At 71.1% G+C, this 23,172-nt stretch carries 14 protein-coding genes, 2 rRNA genes and 1 pseudogene; 3 read left to right on the top strand and 14 right to left on the bottom strand.

Translation table 11 applies throughout. The features are described from left to right. Nucleotides 1-93 precede the first annotated feature (93 nt). From FHL79_RS07420 to argC, 11 genes and pseudogenes are all read right to left on the bottom strand, one after another. Nucleotides 94-3,220, bottom strand: a 23S ribosomal RNA gene (locus tag FHL79_RS07420). Nucleotides 3,221-3,739: 519 nt separating this feature from the next. Beyond that, a 16S ribosomal RNA gene (locus tag FHL79_RS07415) occupies nt 3,740-5,259 on the bottom strand. The 16S and 23S rRNA genes sit together here, the layout of an rRNA operon. Nucleotides 5,260-5,613: 354 nt before the next feature. Further along, nucleotides 5,614-6,906: a tyrosine--tRNA ligase gene (gene tyrS, locus FHL79_RS07410; protein ID WP_138757970.1), complete on the bottom strand. Its 1,293-nt coding sequence runs from the start codon at nt 6,904-6,906 to the stop codon at nt 5,614-5,616. Then, nucleotides 6,899-7,510 carry a DNA-3-methyladenine glycosylase gene (locus FHL79_RS07405; protein WP_281283858.1) on the bottom strand — a complete coding sequence of 204 codons (612 nt, stop codon included), beginning with the start codon at nt 7,508-7,510 and terminating at the stop codon, nt 6,899-6,901. Before FHL79_RS07405 ends, tyrS begins: the two co-directional genes overlap by 8 nt. Nucleotides 7,511-7,563: 53 nt before the next feature. Beyond that, nucleotides 7,564-9,006: an argininosuccinate lyase gene (argH, locus tag FHL79_RS07400; RefSeq protein ID WP_138757969.1), complete on the bottom strand. Its 1,443-nt coding sequence runs from the start codon at nt 9,004-9,006 to the stop codon at nt 7,564-7,566. Then, nucleotides 9,003-9,560: pseudogene (locus FHL79_RS07395) on the bottom strand (arginine repressor); the annotation flags it as partial. The pseudogene FHL79_RS07395 and the gene argH, both read right to left, overlap by 4 nt. Before the next feature lie 27 nt (nt 9,561-9,587). Further along, a complete protein-coding gene (gene argF, locus FHL79_RS07390) occupies nt 9,588-10,538 on the bottom strand; it encodes an ornithine carbamoyltransferase (protein WP_138757967.1) in 951 nt (316 codons plus the stop codon). Further along, nucleotides 10,535-11,716 carry an acetylornithine transaminase gene (locus tag FHL79_RS07385; RefSeq protein ID WP_138757966.1) on the bottom strand — a complete coding sequence of 394 codons (1,182 nt, stop codon included), beginning with the start codon at nt 11,714-11,716 and terminating at the stop codon, nt 10,535-10,537. Before FHL79_RS07385 ends, argF begins: the two co-directional genes overlap by 4 nt. Continuing rightward, nucleotides 11,713-12,705: an acetylglutamate kinase gene (argB, locus tag FHL79_RS07380; protein WP_138757965.1), complete on the bottom strand. Its 993-nt coding sequence runs from the start codon at nt 12,703-12,705 to the stop codon at nt 11,713-11,715. Before argB ends, FHL79_RS07385 begins: the two co-directional genes overlap by 4 nt. After that, on the bottom strand, nt 12,702-13,853 hold the full coding sequence (argJ, locus tag FHL79_RS07375) for a bifunctional glutamate N-acetyltransferase/amino-acid acetyltransferase ArgJ (RefSeq protein WP_138757964.1): 1,152 nt from the start codon (nt 13,851-13,853) through the stop codon (nt 12,702-12,704). Before argJ ends, argB begins: the two co-directional genes overlap by 4 nt. Then, nucleotides 13,850-14,911 carry an N-acetyl-gamma-glutamyl-phosphate reductase gene (gene argC / locus FHL79_RS07370; protein ID WP_218938363.1) on the bottom strand — a complete coding sequence of 354 codons (1,062 nt, stop codon included), beginning with the start codon at nt 14,909-14,911 and terminating at the stop codon, nt 13,850-13,852. The genes argJ and argC overlap by 4 nt, the downstream gene beginning before the upstream one ends. A gap of 158 nt (nt 14,912-15,069) precedes the next feature. Between argC and FHL79_RS07365 the strand changes: the two genes are divergently transcribed. After that, nucleotides 15,070-15,951, top strand: a complete 882-nt coding sequence (locus tag FHL79_RS07365) for a diacylglycerol/lipid kinase family protein (RefSeq protein WP_138757962.1) — start codon at nt 15,070-15,072, stop codon at nt 15,949-15,951. Nucleotides 15,952-16,250: 299 nt separating this feature from the next. Further along, entirely contained in the window at nt 16,251-16,424 is a 174-nt protein-coding gene (locus FHL79_RS25040) for an STAS domain-containing protein (protein WP_246080476.1), read from the top strand. Between the two features lie 16 nt (nt 16,425-16,440). Here the strand turns inward: FHL79_RS25040 and FHL79_RS07355 are convergent, their stop codons facing one another. From FHL79_RS07355 to pheS, 3 genes are read right to left on the bottom strand one after another with little or no spacing between them, the layout of a single operon-like run. Continuing rightward, entirely contained in the window at nt 16,441-17,247 is an 807-nt protein-coding gene (locus FHL79_RS07355; RefSeq protein WP_138757961.1) for an SDR family NAD(P)-dependent oxidoreductase, read from the bottom strand. Beyond that, the gene (gene pheT, locus FHL79_RS07350) at nt 17,244-19,703 is read right to left on the bottom strand and encodes a phenylalanine--tRNA ligase subunit beta (protein WP_138757960.1); all 2,460 of its coding nucleotides are present in this window, start codon (nt 19,701-19,703) and stop codon (nt 17,244-17,246) included. The genes FHL79_RS07355 and pheT overlap by 4 nt, the downstream gene beginning before the upstream one ends. Beyond that, entirely contained in the window at nt 19,700-20,767 is a 1,068-nt protein-coding gene (gene pheS, locus FHL79_RS07345) for a phenylalanine--tRNA ligase subunit alpha (protein ID WP_138757959.1), read from the bottom strand. Before pheS ends, pheT begins: the two co-directional genes overlap by 4 nt. 140 nt (nt 20,768-20,907) lie before the next feature. Between pheS and FHL79_RS07340 the strand changes: the two genes are divergently transcribed. Beyond that, nucleotides 20,908-23,160 (top strand): diguanylate cyclase domain-containing protein, encoded by a 2,253-nt coding sequence (locus FHL79_RS07340; RefSeq protein WP_138757958.1) that lies wholly within the window; start codon nt 20,908-20,910, stop codon nt 23,158-23,160. Nucleotides 23,161-23,172 lie beyond the last annotated feature (12 nt).

Raw genomic sequence — 23,172 nt, 5'->3', positions numbered from 1 at the left:
GGCGGGAACCGCACCACCTCCGGGTGGGGGTGGGGTTGCCCGTACCTTCAGAGCTGCACAGTGGACGCGAGACGCATGTTGCTGGATGTATGTGTGGTCAAGCCCTCGGCCTATTAGTACCGGTCAGCTCCACGCATTGCTGCGCTTCCACCTCCGGCCTATCAACCCGCTGGTCTGGGCGGGGGCCTTACCCGGTTGACCCGGTGAGAGACCTCATCTTGAAGCGAGCTTCCCGCTTAGATGCTTTCAGCGGTTATCCCTGCCGAACGTAGCCAACCAGCAGTGCTCCTGGCGGAACAACTGGCACACCAGAGGTTCGTCCGTCCCGGTCCTCTCGTACTAGGGACAGCTCTTCTCAAGTCTCTTACGCGCGCGGCGGATAGGGACCGAACTGTCTCACGACGTTCTAAACCCAGCTCGCGTACCGCTTTAATGGGCGAACAGCCCAACCCTTGGGACCTACTCCAGCCCCAGGATGCGACGAGCCGACATCGAGGTGCCAAACCATCCCGTCGATATGGACTCTTGGGGAAGATCAGCCTGTTATCCCCGGGGTACCTTTTATCCGTTGAGCGACACCGCTTCCACATGCCGGTGCCGGGTCACTAGTCCCAGCTTTCGCTCCTGCTCGACCCGTCGGTCTCGCAGTCAAGCTCCCTTGTGCACTTGCACTCGACACCTGATTGCCAACCAGGCTGAGGGAACCTTTGGGCGCCTCCGTTACATTTTAGGAGGCAACCGCCCCAGTTAAACTACCCACCTGACACTGTTCCTGATCCGGATCACGGACCGAGGTTAGACATCCAATTCGACCAGAGTGGTATTTCAACGACGACTCCACGAACACTGGCGTGCCCGCTTCACAGTCTCCCACCTATCCTACACAAACCGAACCGAACACCAATATCAAGCTATAGTGAAGGTCCCGGGGTCTTTCCGTCCTGCCGCGCGTAACGAGCATCTTTACTCGTAGTGCAATTTCGCCGAGCCTGTGGTTGAGACAGCTGAGAAGTCGTTACGCCATTCGTGCAGGTCGGAACTTACCCGACAAGGAATTTCGCTACCTTAGGATGGTTATAGTTACCACCGCCGTTTACTGGCGCTTGAGTTCTGAGCTTCGCACACCGAAGTGCACTAACCCGTCCCCTTAACGTTCCAGCACCGGGCAGGCGTCAGTCCGTATACATCGTCTTTCGACTTCGCACGGACCTGTGTTTTTAGTAAACAGTCGCTTCTCACTGGTCTCTGCGACCACCCACCGCTGCCCACCGCAAGGATGTTCACGATGAATGGCCCCCCTTCTCCCGAAGTTACGGGGGCATTTTGCCGAGTTCCTTAACCACAGTTCGCTCGATCGCCTTGGTATTCTCTACCTGACCACCTGAGTTGGTTTGGGGTACGGGCCGCTAAGAACTCGCTAGAGGCTTTTCTCGGCAGCATAGGATCATCCAATTCGCCTCATTCGGCTATGCGTCAGGCCTCACCCTGTTGCGATGCGGATTTACCTACATCACGGGCCACACCCTTGCACCGGTACTACCACTCACCGGTAGGACTACCTTCCTGCGTCACCCCATCGCTTGCCTACTACCAGTCCGGGCCCTGTGCTCCCCCGGATCAGACCCGAAGGTCAGTCACCGGCTTCGGACAGTTAGCATCGCTGGGTCCAGCATGGGCGTTCTTTCGCGGGTACGGGAATATCAACCCGTTGTCCATCGACTACGCCTGTCGGCCTCGCCTTAGGTCCCGACTCACCCTGGGCGGATTAGCCTGGCCCAGGAACCCTTGGTCATCCGGCGGGGGAGTTTCTCACTCCCCTTTCGCTACTCATGCCTGCATTCTCACTCGTGTGGCGTCCACGGCTGGATCACTCCGCCGCTTCCACCGCCACACGACGCTCCCCTACCCATCCCTCCACCTGGCCGCCACCACGAAGGCGACGACGGGTTCAGAGGAATGCCACAGCTTCGGCGGTGTGCTTGAGCCCCGCTACATTGTCGGCGCGGAACCACTTGACCAGTGAGCTATTACGCACTCTTTCAAGGGTGGCTGCTTCTAAGCCAACCTCCTGGTTGTCACTGCGATCCCACATCCTTTTCCACTTAGCACACGCTTAGGGGCCTTAGCTGATGATCTGGGCTGTTTCCCTCTCGACTACGAACCTTATCGCCCGCAGTCTCACTGCCACGCTCTCACTTACCGGCATTCGGAGTTTGGTTGATTTCAGTAACCTTGTGGGGCCCCTAGACCATCCAGTGCTCTACCTCCGGCAAGAAACACGTGACGCTGCACCTAAATGCATTTCGGGGAGAACCAGCTATCACCGAGTTTGATTGGCCTTTCACCCCTACCCACAGCTCATCCCCTCCATTTTCAACTGAAGTGGGTTCGGTCCTCCACGCGGTCTTACCCGCGCTTCAACCTGGCCATGGGTAGATCACTCGGCTTCGGGTCTAGAGCACGCGACTGATACGCCCTGTTCGGACTCGCTTTCGCTACGGCTACCCCACACGGGTTAACCTCGCCACGTACCGCTAACTCGCAGGCTCATTCTTCAAAAGGCACGCAATCACCCCCACGCACGAATGCGCATAAGGCTCTCACGGCTTGTAGGCACACGGTTTCAGGTACTATTTCACTCCCCTCCCGGGGTACTTTTCACCTTTCCCTCACGGTACTTGTCCGCTATCGGTCACCAGGGAGTATTTAGGCTTAGCGGGTGGTCCCGCCAGATTCACACCGAATTTCACGGGCTCGGTGCTACTTGGGAGCAGATCCGGGAGGTCACATGTTTTCGTGTACGGGGCTCTCACCCTCTACGGCGACCCCTTCCAGAGGCCTTCCACTAACACATGACTTTCTGACTCCCCGTGCCCTCGGCAGAGAACACTGGATCGTCCCACGACCCCGACCACACAACGCCTGCCGGCTTGACATGCGATCGGTTTAGCCTCATCCGCTTTCGCTCGCCACTACTCACGGAATCACGGTTGTTTTCTCTTCCTGTGGGTACTGAGATGTTTCACTTCCCCACGTTCCCTCCACACGCCCTATGTGTTCAAGCGCGGGTCACACCACATGACTGGTGCGGGGTTCCCCCATTCGGAAATCCTCGGATCAACGCTCGGTTGACAGCTCCCCGAGGCTTATCGCAGCCTCCTACGTCCTTCATCGGCTCCTGGTGCCCAGGCATCCACCGTGTGCCCTTAACAACTTGGCCACACAAACACCCACGCCCATCCACAACAAAAAACCAGCACCCCACAAAAGAGGAACCAGGAAATGATGTTCTGGATCAGCGCGGGTATCCAGATACATACCTACAAGACATGCCACAAAAGCAGCATGTATAGATGCTCGCGTCCACTGTGCAGTTCTCAACGTACGGGAAGTCACTCCACATCCCCCACCGCCAGACCCCGGTACCAACCGGGCGGTACGACGAGCATGAAGCCCTCCACGAAGAAACAGCGCCCTTGCGGGCCGGCCCGTTCCCTCAGGACCCAACAGCGTGCCTACAACCAGCTCCCCCACGCCACCGCGTTCCCCACCATCCCCGAGAGGACAGCCGTACTAGCAGCGACACCAGGTCACCAGCCGAACTGGTCAGTGTTCCACCCTCGAGCTCCGCCACCAACACCCGCCGGCATCCCTGAATGGAACCCCGGTCACGGTCGGTGCGCGGCTCTGGACCAACCACCCGGGACGAACCCGGTCATGGCCGGCCAGTGCTCCTTAGAAAGGAGGTGATCCAGCCGCACCTTCCGGTACGGCTACCTTGTTACGACTTCGTCCCAATCGCCGATCCCGCCTTCGACGGCTCCCTCCACAAGGGTTGGGCCACCGGCTTCGGGCGTTACCGACTTTCGTGACGTGACGGGCGGTGTGTACAAGGCCCGGGAACGTATTCACCGCAGCGTTGCTGATCTGCGATTACTAGCGACTCCAACTTCATGGGGTCGAGTTGCAGACCCCAATCCGAACTGAGACCGGCTTTTTGGGATTCGCTCCACCTCGCGGTATCGCAGCCCTTTGTACCGGCCATTGTAGCATGTTTGCAGCCCTAGACATAAGGGGCATGATGATTTGACGTCATCCCCACCTTCCTCCGAGTTGACCCCGGCAGTCTCCTATGAGTCCCCACCATCACGTGCTGGCAACATAGAACGAGGGTTGCGCTCGTTGCGGGACTTAACCCAACATCTCACGACACGAGCTGACGACAACCATGCACCACCTGTGCACGACGCCAAAGGCACCCCGTATCTCTACGAGATTTCCGTGCATGTCAAGCCTAGGTAAGGTTCTTCGCGTTGCATCGAATTAAGCAACATGCTCCGCCGCTTGTGCGGGCCCCCGTCAATTCCTTTGAGTTTTAGCCTTGCGGCCGTACTCCCCAGGCGGGGCGCTTAATGCGTTAGCTGCGGCACGGAGACCGTGGAATGGCCCCCACACCTAGCGCCCAACGTTTACGGCGTGGACTACCAGGGTATCTAATCCTGTTCGCTCCCCACGCTTTCGCTCCTCAGCGTCAGTTACTGCCCAGAGACCCGCCTTCGCCACCGGTGTTCCTCCTGATATCTGCGCATTTCACCGCTACACCAGGAATTCCAGTCTCCCCTGCAGTACTCTAGTTTGCCCGTATCGACTGCAGGCCCGAGGTTGAGCCTCGGGTTTTCACAGCCGACGTGACAGACCGCCTACGAGCTCTTTACGCCCAATAATTCCGGACAACGCTTGCACCCTACGTATTACCGCGGCTGCTGGCACGTAGTTGGCCGGTGCTTCTTCTGTAGGTACCGTCACTTGCGCTTCGTCCCTACTGAAAGAGGTTTACAACCCGAAGGCCGTCATCCCTCACGCGGCGTCGCTGCGTCAGGCTTTCGCCCATTGCGCAATATTCCCCACTGCTGCCTCCCGTAGGAGTCTGGGCCGTGTCTCAGTCCCAGTGTGGCCGGTCACCCTCTCAGGCCGGCTACCCGTCGTCGCCTTGGTGGGCCATCACCCCACCAACAAGCTGATAGGCCGCGGGCCCATCCTCAGCCGATGAATCTTTCCACCACCAGACCATGCGGTCAGCGGTCACATCCGGTATTAGCACCAATTTCTTGGAGTTATCCCAGAGCTGAGGGCAGGTTGCCCACGTGTTACTCACCCGTTCGCCGCTAGGGCACCCCCCGAAGGAGGGCCTCGCTCGACTTGCATGTGTTAAGCACGCCGCCAGCGTTCGTCCTGAGCCAGGATCAAACTCTCCGTAGATGATTTGATCACAGCTGAGACCGAGAGTTGGCACTCTCGTTCAATCAACCAAAGGAACCCAAAGGCCATGATCCACAAACGGACCAGACCAAGGGGGTATTGATACTTGGCACTGACTTTCGGCACGCTGTTGAGTTCTCAAGGAGCGGACGCGCGGAGAACCAGACCTTGGAAGGTCGTCGTCTTCGGCTTGTGTTGTCCTGCTCGGCGCCCGGTCCCGGCCTCGCGGTCGTGCCCGGCGCAAAGAGAAAGTTACGTGGCTGTCGGGACGGTGTCAAACCCGGGGGCGGTGACGCGCGCCACCCAGCCGGAACGCCCCCGTCACCTGGCGTTCACACGCCACGGAGGCCGAGCTCAGGCCGCTGGACCTGCCTGCGCGGAGCGCACACCGGCCACCGAGCGCTTGCCCTTGCGGAGCACCAGCCAGCCCCCCGGCAGCCAGTCCCCCGGCGCGGGCACCGCCTCGGCGTCGGTGACCCGCACGTTGTTCACGTAGGCCCCGCCCTCCTTGACCGTGCGGCGGGCGTCCGACAGCGACGAGGCCAGCCCGGTCAGCTGGAGCAGGGTGGTCACCGATGCCGCCGGGTCAGAGACCTCCGCGGCACCGGCCTCGGTCAGTGCAGCAGCCAGCGTGGCGGGGTCGAGCTCGGTCAGCTCGGCGCGTCCGAACAGCGCCCGGCCGGCTGCCTCCGCCTGGGCCAGCTGCTCGACCCCGTGCACCAGCCGGGTCAGTTCCTCGGCCAGCGCCCGCTGCGGGGCCCTCGACGCCGGTCGCTCCACCGACTCCGCGATCAGCGCCGCGACCTCGTCCGCGGGCCGTTCGGAGAACAACGGGAGCCAGGCGCGCGCGTCGACGTCCTCGATGTTCAGCCAGTACTGGAAGAAGGCGTAGGGGCTGGTGAGCTCCGGGTCCAACCAGACGGTGGCGCCCTCGGTCTTGCCGATCTTCTTGCCGTCGGCGGTGGTGATCAGCGGCGTCGCGAGCGCGTGCGTGCCGGCCCCGTCGGTCCGCCGGACCAGGTCGACCCCGGCGGTGATGTTGCCCCACTGGTCGGACCCACCGGACTGCAGCGTGCACCCGTGCCGCAGGAACAGCTCCCGGAAGTCGTTGGCCTGCAGGATCTGGTAGCTGAACTCGGTGTAGCTGATGCCGGCGTCGCTGTTGAGCCGTGCCGACACGGCTTCCTTGGCCAGCATCCGGTTGACCCGGAAGTGCTTGCCGAGGTCACGCAGGAAGTCGATGGCCGACAGCGGCGCGGTCCAGTCCAGGTTGTCGACGTAGATCGGGGCGGCCAGCCCGTGCTCGGCGGCCGGGAGGTCGAGGAAGGGCGCGACGCGCTGCCGGATGCGGTCCACCCACCGGGCCACCTGACCGGGGTCGTTGAGCTGCCGCTCCGAGGACGGCCGCGGGTCACCGATCAGGCCGGTCGCCCCACCGACCAGCACGATCGGCTGGTGTCCGGCCCGCTGGAGGGCCCGCAGGACCATGAACTGGATCAGGTGCCCGACGTGCAGGCTCGCCGCGGTGGGGTCGAATCCGCAGTAGTAGGTGACCGGCCCCTCCGCGAGGTGCGCGCGCAGCGCCTTCTCGTCGGTGCTCTGGGCGATCAGCCCACGGCGGTGCAGCTCGTCGATCACGTCAGTCACGGGCCTGATCCTGCCTGGCGGCCCGGCGGGCCCTGCCGCCCGCCCGGAACGGGCTCACCGACGGCGCCCCGGTGTCCCAGAACCGCCACGGCAGCTCGGTGGCCGCGCTGATGCCCACCCGAGGCCCCGCCGAGAGGGCGGTGGGCGGTGCACCACGGTGCAGCCGCACGCTGGACGCGGGGTCGAGCAGGACCGCGCCGCGGTCGTCCGGGCCGATCGCCAGCGCCTGGGTCAGCCGGGCCGGACCGCGGGCCAGGTCCCGTGCCACCCGCGCGGCCGGCCGGCGGGACCGGGCCAGCTGCTCCCCCACCACGACGTCCCCCGCTCGCAGCAGCACGGCCGCACCGCGACCGACGGGCCCGACGACGACGTTGGCGCACCAGTGCACGCCGTAGCTGAAGTACACGTACAGCCGGCCGGGCGGCCCGAACATGATCTCCGCCCGGGGCGTCGGGCCGCGGTGGGCGTGCGACGCCGGGTCCTCCCCCGCACCCGAGTACGCCTCGACCTCGGTCAACCGCAGCGCGACCTGCCCCTCCGGCCGGTCGGTGACCACCCAGCACCCGAGCAGCGACGGCGCGACGACGTCGACCGGCCCGAGCAGGTCCGCGGCACGCAGCAGCGGACCCGGCTCGGGCGTCGGGGCGGCCGGGGAGGTCAGAGCGCCGCCGCCACCGGTGAGTGCAGGGCCCAGTCGTTGTGCTGCCGGGCCAGCTCGGCCAGCGTGGTCAGCTGCTCGGCGACCCGCTCGGGCGCCGTCCCACCGCGGGCCTGGCGGGCCGACAGCGCGCCCTCGACGTGCAGCACGGAGCGCACCTCGGGGGTGAGCCGCTCGTCGATCCCGGCCAGCTGCTCGTCGTCCAGCTGGTCCAGCTCCAGGCCGGCGTCCTCGCAGAAGGAGACCATCGCGCCGCTGATCTCGTGCGCCGACCGGAACGGGACGCCGCTGGACACCAGCCACTCGGCGACGTCGGTGGCCAGCGCGAACCCCTGGGGCGCCGCGGCTTCCATGACCTCCGGGCGCAGGGTGAGGGTGGCGATCATCCCGGTGACCGCGGGCAGCAGCAGGAGCAGCTGCTCGACGGAGTCGAAGACCGGCTCCTTGTCCTCCTGCAGGTCCCGGTCGTAGGCCAGCGGCAGGCCCTTGAGCGTGGTGAGCAGGCCGGTCAGGTTCCCGACGAACCGGCCGGCCTTGCCGCGGGCCAGCTCGGCGATGTCCGGGTTCTTCTTCTGCGGCATGATCGACGACCCGGTCGCCCAGGCGTCGTCCAGCCGCGCCCAGCCGAACTCGGTCGACGTCCACAGCACGACCTCCTCCCCCAGCCGGGACAGGTGCACGCCCAGCAGCGCCGCGGCGAAGCAGAACTCGGCGGCGAAGTCGCGGTCGCTGACCGCGTCGATGCTGTTGTCCGAGGCCCGGTCGAAGCCGAGCTCGGCGGCGACGGCGTCCGGGTCCAGCGGCAGCGACGAGCCGGCCAGCGCGCCGGCGCCCAGCGGGCTGACCGCGGCCCGCCTGTCCCAGTCCAGCAGCCGGTCGACGTCGCGGGCGAAGGCGTGCGCGTGGGCGAGCAGCTGGTGGGCGATGAGGATCGGCTGGGCGTGCTGCAGGTGGGTCATGCCGGGCGCGGCGACGTCCCGGTAGCGCAGTGCGAGCCCGATCAGGGCGTACTCCAGCGAGGCCAGCTCACCGACGAGGGCGCGCACGTTGTGCCGCAGGTACAGCCGCAGGTCGGTGGCGACCTGGTCGTTGCGGCTACGCCCGGCGCGGAGCTTGCCGCCGAGCGTGCCCAGCTTGTCCAGCAGCCCGCGCTCGAGCGCCTCGTGCACGTCCTCGTCGGCCTCGATCGGCGTGAACGTGCCGTCGGCGACCTCGGCGGACAGCTCGGTGAGCGCGCCGATCATGCGGGCCAGCTCGTCGACGGTCAGCAGACCCGCGCGCTCCAGCACCCGGGCGTGCGCCCGTGAGCCGGCCAGGTCGTAGGGCGCCAGCCGCCAGTCGACGTCGGTGGACTTGGACAGCGCCGCCATCGCCGGCGAGGGCCCGCCGCCGAACCGGCCACCCCACAGGCGGGTCTGGCTGCCCTCGTTCGTCGCCGTCACGGTGCACTCTCTTCCACGTCGTCACTGCTGTCGGGATCGGTCCTGGGGTCCGGCGAGCCGACCGGCGTGCGTCGGGCGAGCGCCAGCAGCTGCTCGGCCAGGGCCGCCCCGCCGTCCGGCTCCCGGGAGACCACCAGGAGGGTGTCATCCCCGGCGATCGTGCCCAGCACACCCGGCAGGCCGACCTTGTCCAGGCCGGAGGCGAGGAACTGGGCCGCGCCGGGCGGGGTGCGCAGCACGGCCAGGTTGGCGCTGCCCTCGGCGCTGGTGAGCAGATCGGCCAGCAGCCGGGTGAGCCGCGCCGGCGCGGCCTGGGCCGGGCGCAGCGGGGCGTTCTCCGGCGGCAGCACGTAGGACGCCGGAGCGCCGTCGGAGCCGCGCATCTTGACCGCGCCGAGCTCCTCCAGGTCCCGGGACAGCGTGGCCTGGGTGACGTCGACGCCGGACTCGGCCAGCAGCCGGGCCAGCTGGGTCTGCGAGGTGACCGGCCCGGCGCTGATCAGCTCCACGATCCGGGCGTGCCGGGCCGACCGCGTCAGCGCGCTGGTCACGGCCGGCGTCCGGCGCTCATCGGCGTCGCCTCACGCGCTCTCCTCCAGCAGCCACGTCAGCAGGGCCTTCTGCGCGTGCAGCCGGTTCTCCGCCTCGTCCCAGACCGCGCTCTGCGGGCCGTCGATCACCGCGGCGGCGATCTCCTTGCCGCGGTAGGCGGGCAGGCAGTGCAGGACGACGGCGTCCTGGGCCGCCCGGGCCAGCGCCGGCTCATCGACGGCGTAGGGCAGGAACGGGGCGGTGCGGGCGGAGTGCTCGTCCTCCTGGCCCATCGACACCCAGGTGTCGGTGACCAGGACGTCGGCCCCGTCGGCAGCGGCGGCCGCGTCAGCGGTCCACTGCACCGAGCCGCCGGTCTCGGCGGCGATCTCCGCGGCCCGCTTCAGCACCTCCGGGTCGGGCTGGAAGGCCTCCGGCGAGCCGATCCGCACGTGCATGCCGGCCAGCGCCCCGCCCAGCAGGTAGGAGTGGGCCATGTTGTTCGCGCCGTCGCCGAGGTAGCTGAAGGTCAGCCCGGCCAACCGGCCCTTGCGCTCGGCGACGGTCTGCAGGTCGGCCAGGATCTGGCACGGGTGGTAGGAGTCGGTGAGCGCGTTGACCACCGGCACCCGGCTGACCGCGGCCATCGCCTCGAGCCGGTCCTGGCCGAAGGTCCGCCAGACGATCGCCGCGACCTGCCGGTCGAGCACCCGGGCGGTGTCCTCGACGGACTCCCCGCGCCCCAGCTGGCTGGTGCCGGAGTCGATCACCAGCGGCACGCCGCCGAGGTCGGCGATGCCGACCGAGAAGGACACCCGGGTGCGGGTGGAGGGCTTGTCGAACAGCACGGCGACGGTCCGTGCCGTGCCGTTGGGCGAACGCAACGGCGCCGGTGCCTCGGCGGTGTGCCGGGTCGCCTTGAGCTGGGCGGCGAGCGCCAGCACCTCGGCCTGCTCGGCCGGGGTGAGGTCGTCGTCCTTGGTGAAGTGCCGGACCGTCACTGCTGGGTCTCCACGGTCGAGTCGAGGGCCCCGGGCAGGGCCGCGATGAACGCGTCGATCTGGGCGTCGGTGACGACCAGCGGCGGAGCCAGCCGGACGACGTCCGGCGTGACCGCGTTGGTGAGGAAGCCGACGGTGCGCAGCCGCGCCTCCAGCGCGGCGGCGACCGGGGCGGTGAGAACGACGCCGAGCAGCGCACCCCTCCCGCGGACGCCGCTGATGTCGGGGTGGCCGAGCGCCTCGATGCCGGCGGTGAACCGGTGCTCGATCTCCTTGGCCCGCTCCAGCAGCCCCTCGTCGCGGATGGTGTCCAGCACGGCGAGCGCGGCGGCCGCGGCGATCGGGTTGCCGCCGAACGTCGACCCGTGCGAGCCCGCCGTCATCAGCTCAGCGGCGTCGCCGAAGGCCAGCGTGGCGCCCAGCGGCAGCCCGCCGCCGAGGGCCTTGGCCAGGGTGATGACGTCCGGCTGCAGCCCGTCGGCCTGGGAGGCGAACCAGGAGCCGGTGCGGCCGGTGCCGGTCTGCACCTCGTCGACGGCGAACAGTGCTCCGGCCGCGCGGGCCCGGGTCGCCGCAGCGGCCAGGTAGCCGGGCGGGGCGGGCAGCACGCCGCCCTCCCCCAGCATCGGCTCGAGCAGCACCATCGCGGTCGCCTCGGTGAGCTGCAGCGCGTCTGCGTCGCCGTAGGGCACGTGCCGCACCCCGCCGGGCAGCGGGGCGAAGGCGGCGGACTTGCCGGGCTGACCGGTGAGCGCCAGCGCACCCATGGTGCGGCCGTGGAAGGACCCGATCGCGGTGACGACCTCGGGCCGGCCGGTCAGCCGGCTGATCTTGAACGCGGCCTCGTTCGCCTCGGCGCCGGAGTTGCAAAAGAACACCCGGCCGGGGCGGCCGGCCAGCTCCAGCAGCCGCTCGGCCAGCCGGACGCCGGGCTCGTGCATCGCCAGGTTGGAGACGTGGCCGAGGGTGGCGGCCTGGGTGGCGATCGCCTCGACCACCCTGGGGTGCGCGTGGCCGAGGATCGTGGTGGCGATCCCGCCCAGCAGGTCGGTGTACTCGGCACCGTCGACGTCCCACACCGTGGCGCCGGCGCCGCGGGCCAGCGCCACCGGCGGCGTCCGGTAGTTGCCCATCATCACGGCCGACCAGCGGCGGGCCAGCTCCTCGGTGTAGGTCACGGTGCTGACTCCTCTCCTGGTGCGGCCGGGACGACCATCGTCCCGGTGCCCTCGGTGGTGAACATCTCCAGCAGCAGGGCGTGCGGCAGCCGGCCGTCCACGACGGTCGCCCGCTTCACCCCGCCCTCGACCGCGCGCAGGCAGGCGGCCATCTTCGGGATCATCCCGGCGTCCAGGGTCGGCAACAGCTCGGCCAGCTCGGTGGCGTCGATCTGCTCGACCAGCGAGTCACGGTCCGGCCAGTTGGCGTAGAGGCCCTCGACGTCGGTGAGGACGACGAGCTTCACCGCGCCCAGTGCGACGGCCAGCGCCGCGGCGGCGGTGTCGGCGTTCACGTTGTGCACCTGGCCGGCCGCGTCGGGTGCGACGGTGGCCACGACCGGGATGTGACCGGCCTCGATCAGCGCGGTGACCGGGGTCGGGTCCACGGCGACGACGTCGCCGACCAGGCCGACGTCGACCGGCTCGCCGTCGACGACCGCCGCGGTGCGGGCCGCGGTCAACAGCCCGCCGTCCTCGCCGGACAGCCCGACGGCCAGCGGGCCGTGCGAGTTGATCAGGCCGACCACCTCGGGGCCCACCTGGCCGGTGAGCACCATCCGGACGACGTCGATCGTCTCCTGGGTGGTGACCCGCAGCCCGCCGCGGAACTCACTCGGGATGCCCAGCCGGTTGAGCATGGCGCTGATCTGCGGGCCGCCGCCGTGCACGACGACCGGGTAGATCCCGCAGGTCCGCAGGAACACCATGTCCTCGGCGAAGGCGCGCCGGCACTCCTCGTCGACCATCGCGTGGCCGCCGTACTTCACGACCACCACGTTGCCGTGGAACTCGCGCAGCCACGGCAGCGCACCGGTGAGGACGGCGACCTTGGCCGCGTCGCCGTCGGGGTCGTTGGTCCGCATCACCCGCCGGGTGCCGATGAGCGGCTTGGGCGCGACCTCGTCGACCGCGACGTCGGGTGGGGTGGGGTCCTGGGCAGCGCTCATGTGGAGTAGGCCGAGTTCTCGTGCACGTAGGCGATGGACAGGTCGTTGGTCCAGATGGTGGCCTGCTCGGCGCCGGCCCGGAGGTCGACGTCGATGGTGACGGCGCGCCCGGTCAGGTCGACTCCCTCCCGCGGGTCGCCGATCGCGCCACCGCGGCAGACGGTGACGCCGTTGATCGTGACGTCCACCTGGTCAGCCTCGAAGGCGGCGTCGGTGGTGCCGATCGCGGCGAGCACCCGGCCCCAGTTCGGGTCGTTGCCGAACAGCGCCGTCTTCAGCAGGTTGTTGCGGGCGCAGGCCCGGCCGGCGGTCAGCGCATCGGCGACGCTGGCTGCGTTGCGGACGGTGATCGCGATGTCCTTGGTCGAGCCCTCGGCGTCGGCGAGCAGCTGCAGAGCCAGGTCGGTGGCGGCCGCGGTGAGCGCCGCGGTGAACTCCTCGGCGCCCGGGGTGACCCCGCTGGCGCCGTTGGCCATCACGATGACCGTGTCGTTGGTGGACAGGCAGCCGTCGGAGTCGACCCGCTCGAAGCTGGCGCCGGTCGCCGCCCGCAGGGCCGGCTCCAGCACGGCGGCGTCGACGACGGCGTCGGTGGTGAGCACGACGAGCATCGTGGCCAGCGACGGGGCGAGCATGCCGGCGCCCTTGGCCATCCCGCCGATGTTCCAGGCCCCGTGCTCCTGCACCGTCGTCTTCGGCACGGAGTCGGTGGTCATGATCGCGCGGGCGGCGTCCGGACCGCCGTCGGCGGTGAGGCCCTGCGCCGCGGCGGTCACGCCGGGGAGCAGCTTGTCCATCGGCAGCCGGACGCCGATCAGCCCGGTGGAGGCGACGGCGACGTCGATCGCGCCGATGCCCAGCTGGGCGGCGACGTGCTCGGCGGTGGCGTGGGTGTCGGTGAAGCCCTCGGACCCGGTGCAGGCGTTGGCGCCGCCGGAGTTCAGCACGACGGCCCTCAGCCGGTTGCCGGCGAGCACCTGGCGGCTCCAGAGCACCGGAGCGGCCGGGAAGCGGTTGGTGGTGAAGACCGCAGCCGCGACGTCGTCCGGCCCGTCGTTGACCACCAGCGCGACGTCCGGCGCTCCGCTGGACTTGAGCCCGGCGGCGACGCCGGCGGCCCGGAACCCCGCGGGAGCTGTGACGGTCACGGCGCGACCCCGACCAGCGGGAGGCCGGTCGTCTCGGGCAGGCCGAGGGCCAGGTTGGCGCACTGCAGCGCGGCCCCGGCGGTGCCCTTGGTGAGGTTGTCGACCGCGGCGACGACGACCAGCCGGCCGGCGTCGGGGTCGACGGCGAGCTGCAGCTGCACGGTGTTGGCACCGAGCACGGCGGCGGTGGTCGGCCACTGCCCCTCGGGCAGCAGGTGCACGAACGGCTCGTCGGCGTAGGCCTTCTGGTACGCCGCCCGGGCGCTCTCGGCGTCGGTCCCCGGGGTGAGCGGGGCCGAGCAGGTGGCCAGGATGCCGCGGCTCATCGGCACCAGGGTCGGCGTGAAGCTCACGCTGACCGGTGCACCGGCTGCCTGCGACAGGTTCTGCACCATCTCCGGGGTGTGCCGGTGGACCCCGCCCACGCCGTACGCGCTGGCCGAGCCCATCACCTCGCTGCCCAGCAGGTGGGTCTTGGCGGACTTCCCGGCGCCGCTGGTGCCGCTGGCGGCGACCACGACCACGTCGGGGGTGACCAGCCCGGCGGCCAGCGCCGGGGCCAGCGCGAGGGTCACCGAGGTGGGGTAGCAGCCGGGGACGGCGATCCGCCGGGCACCGGTCAACTGCTCCCGCTGGCCGGGCAGCTCGGGCAGCCCGTAGGGCCAGGAGCCCGCCCATGGGACTCCCCCACCCGACCCACCACTGCCGTACCAGCGTGCCCACGCCGCCGGGTCGGCCAGCCGGTGGTCGGCGCCGCAGTCGATCACCAGGACGTCGTCCGGCAGCTGCGCGGCGATCGCCGCGGACTCCCCGTGCGGCAGGGCCAGCACGACGACGTCGTAGCCGGCCAGCTCGGAGGCGTCGCTGCCGCGGACCTCCAGGTCGGCGTACGGCGTCAGGTGCGGCTGCAGCTCGCCCAGGCGTCGGCCGGCACTCGCGTTGGCGTGCACCCCGGTCAGCTGCAGCCGCGGGTGCCCGGCCAGCAACCGGCACACCTCACCGCCCGCGTACCCGGTGGCGCCGGTGACCCCGACCGTCCACGTCCGTCCCTCGTTCACGATGCATGACCATACACAGCCATGCATGGACGTGCACCGGTGGGACTGTGCGCACTCGCCGCAGCGGCGTCCGGCGGGCACAGTGCTCCTGCCGGCCTCTCGCGCCTGCCCCGCCCAGCAGCACGACCGCCCGCGCATCCTCGAGGAGCCCGCCAGCCATGCCCCCGTTCGACCGGATCGTCGTCGTCTTCAACCCGCACAGCACCGGGAACGCCCCGGCGTCCGCCGAGGAGCTGCGGGCCGAGCTGGCGCGGCGGCTCCCCGCCGTGCCACTGGAGCTCTGCCCCACCCGGTACGCCGGGCACGCGCGGGAGATCGCCCGCGAGGTGGCCGCCACGGGACGACCCCTGCTGGTCTCGGTCAGCGGCGACGGCGGCTACAACGAGGTGGTCGACGGCGTCATGCAGGCCGGCAACGACCAGGCCGTCTGCGCCGTCCGGGCCGCCGGCAACGCCAACGACCACCGCCGGACGACGCGCCGTCGCCCGCTGGCCGACGCCATCGTCGCCGGGGACGTGCGGCGGATGGACCTGCTCCGGCTCACCCTGGGCAGCGGGACCTCGGCGGTGACGCGCTACGCGCACTCCTACATCGGCGTGGGGCTGACCCCGGTCGTTGCCGTCGACCTGGAGAAGGGCGGCAAGGGCTCCTGGCGGGAGATCGTCTCGGTGGTGCGCGGGTTCGCCCGCTTCCGGCCCTTCCCCATCCGGCTGGAGGACGGCCGGCGGCGCAGCATCGACAGCCTGCTGTTCGCCAACATCCCCGAGATGGCCAAGTACGCGACGCTCAGCGAGGGCGGCCGGCCCGACGACGGCCTGTTCGAGGTCATCACCCAGCAGCGGACCGGCAAGCTCCGGGTCCTGGCGACCGCGGTGCGCGCCGCGACCCGTGGGCTGGGCCCGCAGCCGAGCACCACCCACTACGCGTTCACCGCGCTGGCGCCGATGCCGCTGCAGCTGGACGGCGAGCTGGTGGAGCTGGAGGCGGACACGCTGGTCACCGTCGACATCGCCGCAGGGGCGCTGGCGACCGTGGTCTGACCGGTCGCCTCCGTGGTGCCCCTGGGGCGCACGGGACTCCACAGCCTGCTGGGAGGTCGCTCCCAGCAGTTCTGTCAGCACCCCCCGGCACAGTCCCCGCTGACCGGGACGACGGGTCCGGTCGGGAGGAGCACTGCCATGGAGACCAGCCGCGGAACGCACTCGCTCGAGCTGCCCGGCGCGATCGCGCTGGTCGAGGAGGCGGGCGGGCCGGTGCTCCGGTTGACCGGCGAGGTCGACTCGCTCGTGGTCGACGACTGGCACGCCACCGGCCGACCGGCCCCCGCGCCGCGGTGGCCGTGGACCTCTCGGCGGCGACCTTCCTCGACTGCCGGGGGCTGCGGCTGCTGGTGCGGGAGACCGAGCCCACCCGGCGGTCGGGTCGGGTGCCCGAGCTGCGGCACCCGACCCGCGCGGTGCGGCGGATGGTGGAGCTGTCCGGTGCGGCCCCGCTGTTCGCGACCGTGGGCTGACCTGCCGGCCCGCGGCTCAGCCGACCGGGTCCTCGGGTCCGTAAGGCAGCAGCCGCAGCTGCCGCGCAGCGCCCTCGGGCGTCGTCGCGCGCAGGATGTCCAGGTCGTCGGCGCCGGCCCGGAAGAACCGGCCGGACCACTGGTCGAGCTCGCCGGCCGCGATCGCCACCGCGAGCGCGACGACGTCCTCCGGCCGGGTCCACTCGGTGCGTCCGAGGTGCATCGGCATCGCCCGGGTCATCTGCGTGTCGATCACGCCGGGCGCCAGGTCGAAGGCCCGCACCCCGTGCTGCGCCCCGGCCAGGTGGATCCCCTCGGTGATCCGCATCTGCGCGCTCTTGCCCGCCGAGTACGCGCTGTACTCGGCGCTGCCCCGGGTGCCCAGGCCACTGCCCAGCCCGATCACCCGGCCGCCACCGGCGGCGATCATCCCGGGGACGACGGCCCGGGAGACCAGGAACGGCCCGTGCACCTGGCTCTCCACGACCTGCCACCACTGGGTGGGGTCGGCCTCCCAGAGCGGCACCTCGGCCGCGTCGATGGACCCGGCGTTGTTCACCAGCAGCGTCACCGGGCCGAGCTCGGCGATCACCCGGTCGACCGCCGACTGCACGGCGGCGGGGTCGGTGACGTCGGCCGTCACGGCGAGCGTGCGCGCGCCGGTGGCCGCGGCGACCTCGTCCATCGCGGCGGTGAGCCGCTCGGCCGACCTGGCCAGGCCGGCGACGGCCGCACCACGCTCGGCGAGGCCCGCCGCCAGGTACCGGCCGATCCCCGCCGACGCCCCGGTGACCAGCGCGACGGTTCCCGAGAGGTCGCTCACCGGAGCACCGCCCCGGTCGCCTCGACGGCCAGGGCGATCGCCGCGTCGCGCGCCGCGTTGGCCTCCTCGCCGGTCAGCGTCCGGTCCGGCGCGCGCAGGGTCAGCGCGTAGGCCAGCGATCGGGACCCGGCCGGCACCGGAGGCCCGGCGTAGACGTCGAACAACCGCAGCCGCTCGAGCAGCTCACCGGCACCGGCACGCAGCGCGGCCTCGACGTCGGCGGCCGGGACCTCCTCGGGCACGACGAGCGCCAGGTCGACCAGCACCGGCGGGAAGGTCGACACGCGCGGGCCGACCGGCACGGCGGCGGCCGGGAGCGCGTCGACGTCGAGCTCCATGGCGCAGGTGCGCGCCGGGAGGTCCAGCGCGGCGCAGACCCGCGGGTGCAGCTCACCGGCGTGCCCGACGACCTGGTCGGCCACCACCAGCTCGGCGCAGCGGCCCGGGTGCCAGGGCGCCAGGTCACCGGCGCGCACGGTCAGCTCGACCCCGGCGGTGGCCGCCACGACCCGCGCGGCCTGGACCGCGTCGGCCCAGTCGGCCGCGCGGCCGGGGCCCCACCAGCCGCGCGGCTCGCGGTTGCCGGTCAGCGCCACGGCGACGTGCCACGGCTGGGCCGGCACCGCACCGAGCAGCGCCGCGAGCGTCTCGTCGTCCGGGCGCCGGTCGACGCCGGGGACGGGCGCCGGGGTGCGCTGGTCACCGGGGAACACCGACCCGTGCTCGAAGACGGCCACGTCGCGCTGCCCGCGGGACAGGTTGCGAGCCAGCGTGGCGAGCAGGCCGGGCAGCAGCGTCGTCCGCAGCGCCGGCTCCTCCTCCGACAGCGGGTTGCGCACCACGACCGCCGAGCGCCGGACGTCGTCCGCGGGCAGGCCGAGCGCGTCGAGCGCCGCCGTCCCGACGAAGGGGTAGGCCGGGGCCTCGACGTACCCGGCCTCGGCCAGCGCCCGGCCGATGCTGCGCCGGCGGCGCTGCCGCTCGGTCAGCCCGCGGCCGGGCGGCACGTTCGGCAGCACCGAGGGGATGTCGTCGTACCCGGCGAGCCGGACGACCTCCTCGACCAGGTCGGCGGGGTCGGTGAGGTCGGGCCGCCAGGACGGCGGGGTGACCTGCAGCCGGTCCCCGTCCGCGTCGACCGTCGCGCCGACCGCGGTCAGCGCCTCGACCACCTGGGACGTCGGGTAGTCCACGCCGGCGATTCGGGCCGGCCGGCCGGCGTCCAGCGGGATCGCCGGACGCGGCCCGCGGGTGTCCGGGTCGACCGGCGAGCCGACGACGCGGGCGCCGCCGTGCTCGGCGAGCAGCGCGGCCGCGCGGGCCAGCGCCACCACGGTGACCTCCGGATCGGTGCCGCGCTCGAAGCGCTTGGCCGCCTCGCTGGGCAGCTTGTGCCGGCGGACCGTGCGGGCGATGCCGGTGGGCTCCCAGTGGGCCGCCTCCAGCAGCACGCTCGTGGTCCGGTCGCCGATCTCGGTGGACGCACCGCCCATGACGCCGGCCAGGCCGATCGGGCCCGAGTCGTCGGTGATGAGCAGGTCGTCGGCGTCCAGCGCCCGGTCGACGCCGTCCAGCGTGGTCAGCCGCTCCCCCGCCGTCGCCCGGCGCACCACGATCGGACCGCGCACGGTGTCCCGGTCGAAGGCGTGCATCGGCTGGCCGAGCTCGAGCATCACGTAGTTGGTGACGTCGACGGCCAGCGAGATGCTGCGGATGCCCGACTGCGCCAGCCGGCGGCGCATCCACCACGGGCTCGGCGCGGTCGGGTCCAGCCCCTCCATCGCGAGCATCGAGAAGCGGTCGCAGCGCGCCGGGTCGGTCACCTCCACCTGCCAGGCCGGCTTCCCCGACCAGGCCGGCGGGGTCACCGCACCGGCGTCCCGCCAGTCGACGGCCAGCCCGGTGCCGATCTCCCGGGCGATGCCGCGCAGAGCCAGGCAGTAGCCCCGGTCGGGGGTCACGTTGAGCTCGATGACGACGTCGTCCAGGCCGAGGAGACCGGCGGCCGGGGTGCCCGGCTCGAAGCCGTCCTGCCCCAGCACCAGGATGCCGGCGTGGTCCTCGCCGATGCCCAGCTCGCGGACCGAGCAGATCATCCCGTCGGACACGTGGTCGTAGGTCTTCCGGGCGGCGATCGCGAAGTCCCCGGGCAGCACGGCACCGGGCAGCGCGGCGACCACCAGGTCGCCGACGGCGAAGTTGCGGGCGCCGCAGACGATGCCGCGAGGCTGGTCCTCCCCCACGTCCACCCGGGTGTAGCGGATCGGCTTCTTGAAGCCGGTCAGCTCCTCGATCTCCAGCACCCGGCCGACCACGAGCGGGCCGGTGGTCTCCGGCACCCGGTGGATCTCCTCGACCTCGAGACCCAGCCGCACGAAGGCGGTGTCGAGGTCCTCGACGCTGGTGCCCGCCGGCAGGTCGACGTGCTCGGCCAGCCAGCCGATGGGGACTCTCACTGCTCGACTCCGAATGCTCGTGTGAACCTGACGTCGCCCTCGACGATGTCGCGCATGTCGCCGACGCCGTGGCGGAACTGCAGGGCCCGCTCGATGCCGAGCCCGAACGCGAAGCCGGTGAACTGCTCCGGGTCGATGCCGCAGGCGGTCAGCACCCGGGGGTTGACCATCCCGCAGCCGCCCCACTCCACCCAGCGCGGGCCGTCGCGGTGCTCGGGGAACCAGACGTCGAACTCCGCCGAGGGCTCGGTGAAGGGGAAGTAGGACGGCCGCCAGCGGGTGACCGCGTCCGCGCCGAAGAGCTGGCGGGCCAGGTGGTCCAGCGTGCCGCGCAGGTGTGCCATGGTCAGCCCGCGGTCGACGGCCAGGCCCTCGACCTGGTGGAACACCGGGGTGTGCGTCGCGTCCAGCTCGTCGGTCCGGTACACCCGGCCAGGCGCGATGACGTAGATCGGCGGCTGCCGCTCCAGCATGGTGCGCGCCTGCACCGGGCTGGTGTGCGTCCGCAGCACCAGCCCGGAGTCCTCCGGCGCCACGAAGAAGGTGTCCATCATCGACCGCGCGGGGTGGTCGGTGCTGATGTTGAGCGCGTCGAAGTTCAGCCACTCCGCCTCGAGCTCCGGGCCCTCGGCGACCTCGTAGCCCATCCCGACGAAGACGTCGGCGATCCGGTCGGTCAGCGTGGTGAGCGGGTGCCGGGCACCGCGGGGTGCGCGGTCCCAGGGCAGCGTGACGTCGACCCTCTCCTCGGCCAGCACCCGCTCGTCGCGCTCGGCCTCCAGCACGGCCAGCCGGGCGGCGTAGGCGTCGGTGACGGTGACCCGGGCGGCGTTGACCCGCTTGCCGGCGTCGGACCGGGCGGCCGGCGGCAGCGCACCGAGCTCGCGGCGGGCCAGCAGGACCGGCGCCCGGTCGCCCAGGTGCGCCGGCCGGACGGCGGCCAGCGCCTCCAGGTCACCGGCCGCGGCGAAGGCCTCGGTCGCCGACCGCACCGCGGCGTCGAGGGTCTCCGCGGACAGCGCGGCGACCTGCTTGGGGTCGTAGGGGTCGTTGGCGCCAGACACGGGAGGCCATTCTGCCCGGCGGGGCGCGGTGCGCGCGCCCGGGTTCCGAGCGGGACCGGGCGAGCCAGCGGTTCACCCTTTGGTGTGCCCTGCCCGGTCGTCGCGCTGCGGAGCGTCCGGTCGCGGTCGATGTAGCCCAGGTGACCACGACTGAGGCACCGGCCTCGACCATCGACGAGGTGCTCCGCACCGGCGGCGTGCACAGCGTCTACCAGCCCATCGTGGAGCTGGACAGCGGCCGCATCGTCGCCTACGAGGCACTCGCCCGTGGGCCGCAGGGCCCGCTGCACACCCCCGACGCGCTCTTCGCCGCCGCCCGCACCGCCGGCCGGCTCAGCCACCTGGACGCGCTGTGCCGCGCGGCGGCGCTGCGCGGGGCGGTGGCCGCGGAGCTCGGCCCGCCGCTGACCGTGTTCGTCAACGTCGAGCCCGAGGTGCTCGAGTCCGCGCCGCTGGAGGAGCTGCTCGCGATCGCGACCACCGCCCCGGCCGGGCTGCGGGTCGTCGTGGAGATCACCGAGCGGGCGCTGGCCACCCGGCCGGCGGACCTGCTGCGTGCCGTCGAGCGGGTCCGCGAGGTCGGCTGGGGCATCGCCCTGGACGACGTCGGTGCCGACTCGATGTCACTGGCCTTCATGCCGTTGCTCCGCCCCGACGTCATCAAGCTCGACCTGCGGCTGGTCCAGGAGCGGCCCGGCCCGGCCGTCGCCGAGATCATGAACGCGGTCAACGGCTACGCCGAGCGCACCGGCGCTGTCATCCTGGCCGAGGGGATCGAGGACGAGGCCCACCTGGCCATGGCCTCGGCGCTGGGCGCCAGCCTGGGGCAGGGCTGGCACTTCGGCCGGCCGGCCGCCACCGCCGTCCCCGGCCGGCCCGTCGGCCGGCTCCTGCTGCCGTCGGCGGGCACCCCCGCCGTCGACCCGGCGGACTCGCCGTTCAGCTGCCTGCCGGCGGGCACCCAGCTGCGGACCGCTCCCAAAGCGCTGCTCATCGAGCTCAGCAAGCACCTGGAGCGCCAGGCGATGCGGCTGGGTGAGACCTGCGTCGTCGCCGCGACCTTCCAGGAGGCCCGGCACTTCACCCCGGCGACCGCGCTGCGCTACCGCGACCTGGTGGCGCGCACCGGCTTCGTCTGCGCCCTCGGCGAGGACCTGCCGGTCGAGCCGCTGCCCGGCGTGCGTGGCGCCGCACTCGCCCCGGACGACCCGGTGCGCGGTGAGTGGGACGTCGTCGTGCTCAGCCCGCACTTCAGCGCCGCACTGCTCGCCCGGGACCTCGGCGACGGCGGCCCGGACCTGCAGCGCCGGTACGAGTACGCGCTGACCTACGAGCGGCGCACCGTCGAGCGGGCCGGCGTCTCGCTGGTCGCCCGGGTGGCCGCCCAGCCGGTGCCGCCGGAGCCGGTCGAGGAGCTCGCCGAGGACCCCGTCGCGGTCGTCCGCCGCAGCGGGGTCGCCGACGGCGCGACGCTGCAGGAGCTGGTGCTGCAGCGTGCGCTGGCCGCCACGACCAGCGGGGTCGCGATCGCCGACATGACCGCGCCGGACCAGCCGCTGGTCTACGTCAACGCCGCGTTCGAGCAGCTCGCCGGACTCCCCACCGGCAGGGCGCTGGGCCGCAACTGCCGTTTCCTGCAGGGCCCGGACACCGACCCCGGGGTGGTCGCCCGGATGCGCCAGGCCATCCGCGAGGGCACCGAGTTCCGCGCGACCCTGCTCAACCACCGCGGCCTGGACCGCGAGCCGTGGTGGAACGAGATCCACCTGGCGCCGGTGCACGACAGCTCCGGCCTGGTGGTCCAGTACATCGGCGTGCAGACCGACGTGACCGCGCGGGTGACCGCCGAGCGCGAGCTGCTGCAGGAGCGCGACCGCACCCGCCGGCACCTGGCCCAGATCGAGGAGCTGGCCTACACCGACCCGCTGACCGCACTGCCCAACCGCCGCCGGTTCGAGGAGCGGATGGAGTCCGCGCTCTGGCAGGCCCGGCTCGACGGCACGGCAGTCGCCCTGCTGTTCCTGGACCTGGACGGGTTCAAGGCGGTCAACGACGCCCTGGGCCACGCCGCCGGCGACGAGCTGCTGCAGGTGGTCGCCGACCGGCTGCGCGGCCGGCTGCGCCGCGGCGACCTGCTGGCCCGGCTCGGCGGGGACGAGTTCCTGGTCGGTCTGGTCGGGCTGGACCCGGCGACCGCACCCGGGGAGGCCGCGCGGGTCGCCGAGCAGCTCCAGTCCGTGCTGACCGAGCCGGTGCGGCTCGGGGCGGAGACCGTGCAGGTCCAGGCGAGCGTCGGGGTCAGCGTGCACCCCGACGACGGCGCCGAGTTCGGCCGGCTGCTGCACCGCGCCGACGCCCGGATGTACGCCAGCAAGCACCCGGTGGTGAGCTGAGGGAGGACTCTG

The sequence above is a fragment of the Modestobacter altitudinis genome (assembly GCF_005930475.1).
Taxonomy (GTDB): domain Bacteria; phylum Actinomycetota; class Actinomycetes; order Mycobacteriales; family Geodermatophilaceae; genus Modestobacter; species Modestobacter altitudinis.
Note: the sequence above shows the minus strand (reverse complement) of the source record. Positions and strands in the feature narration are given on the sequence as shown.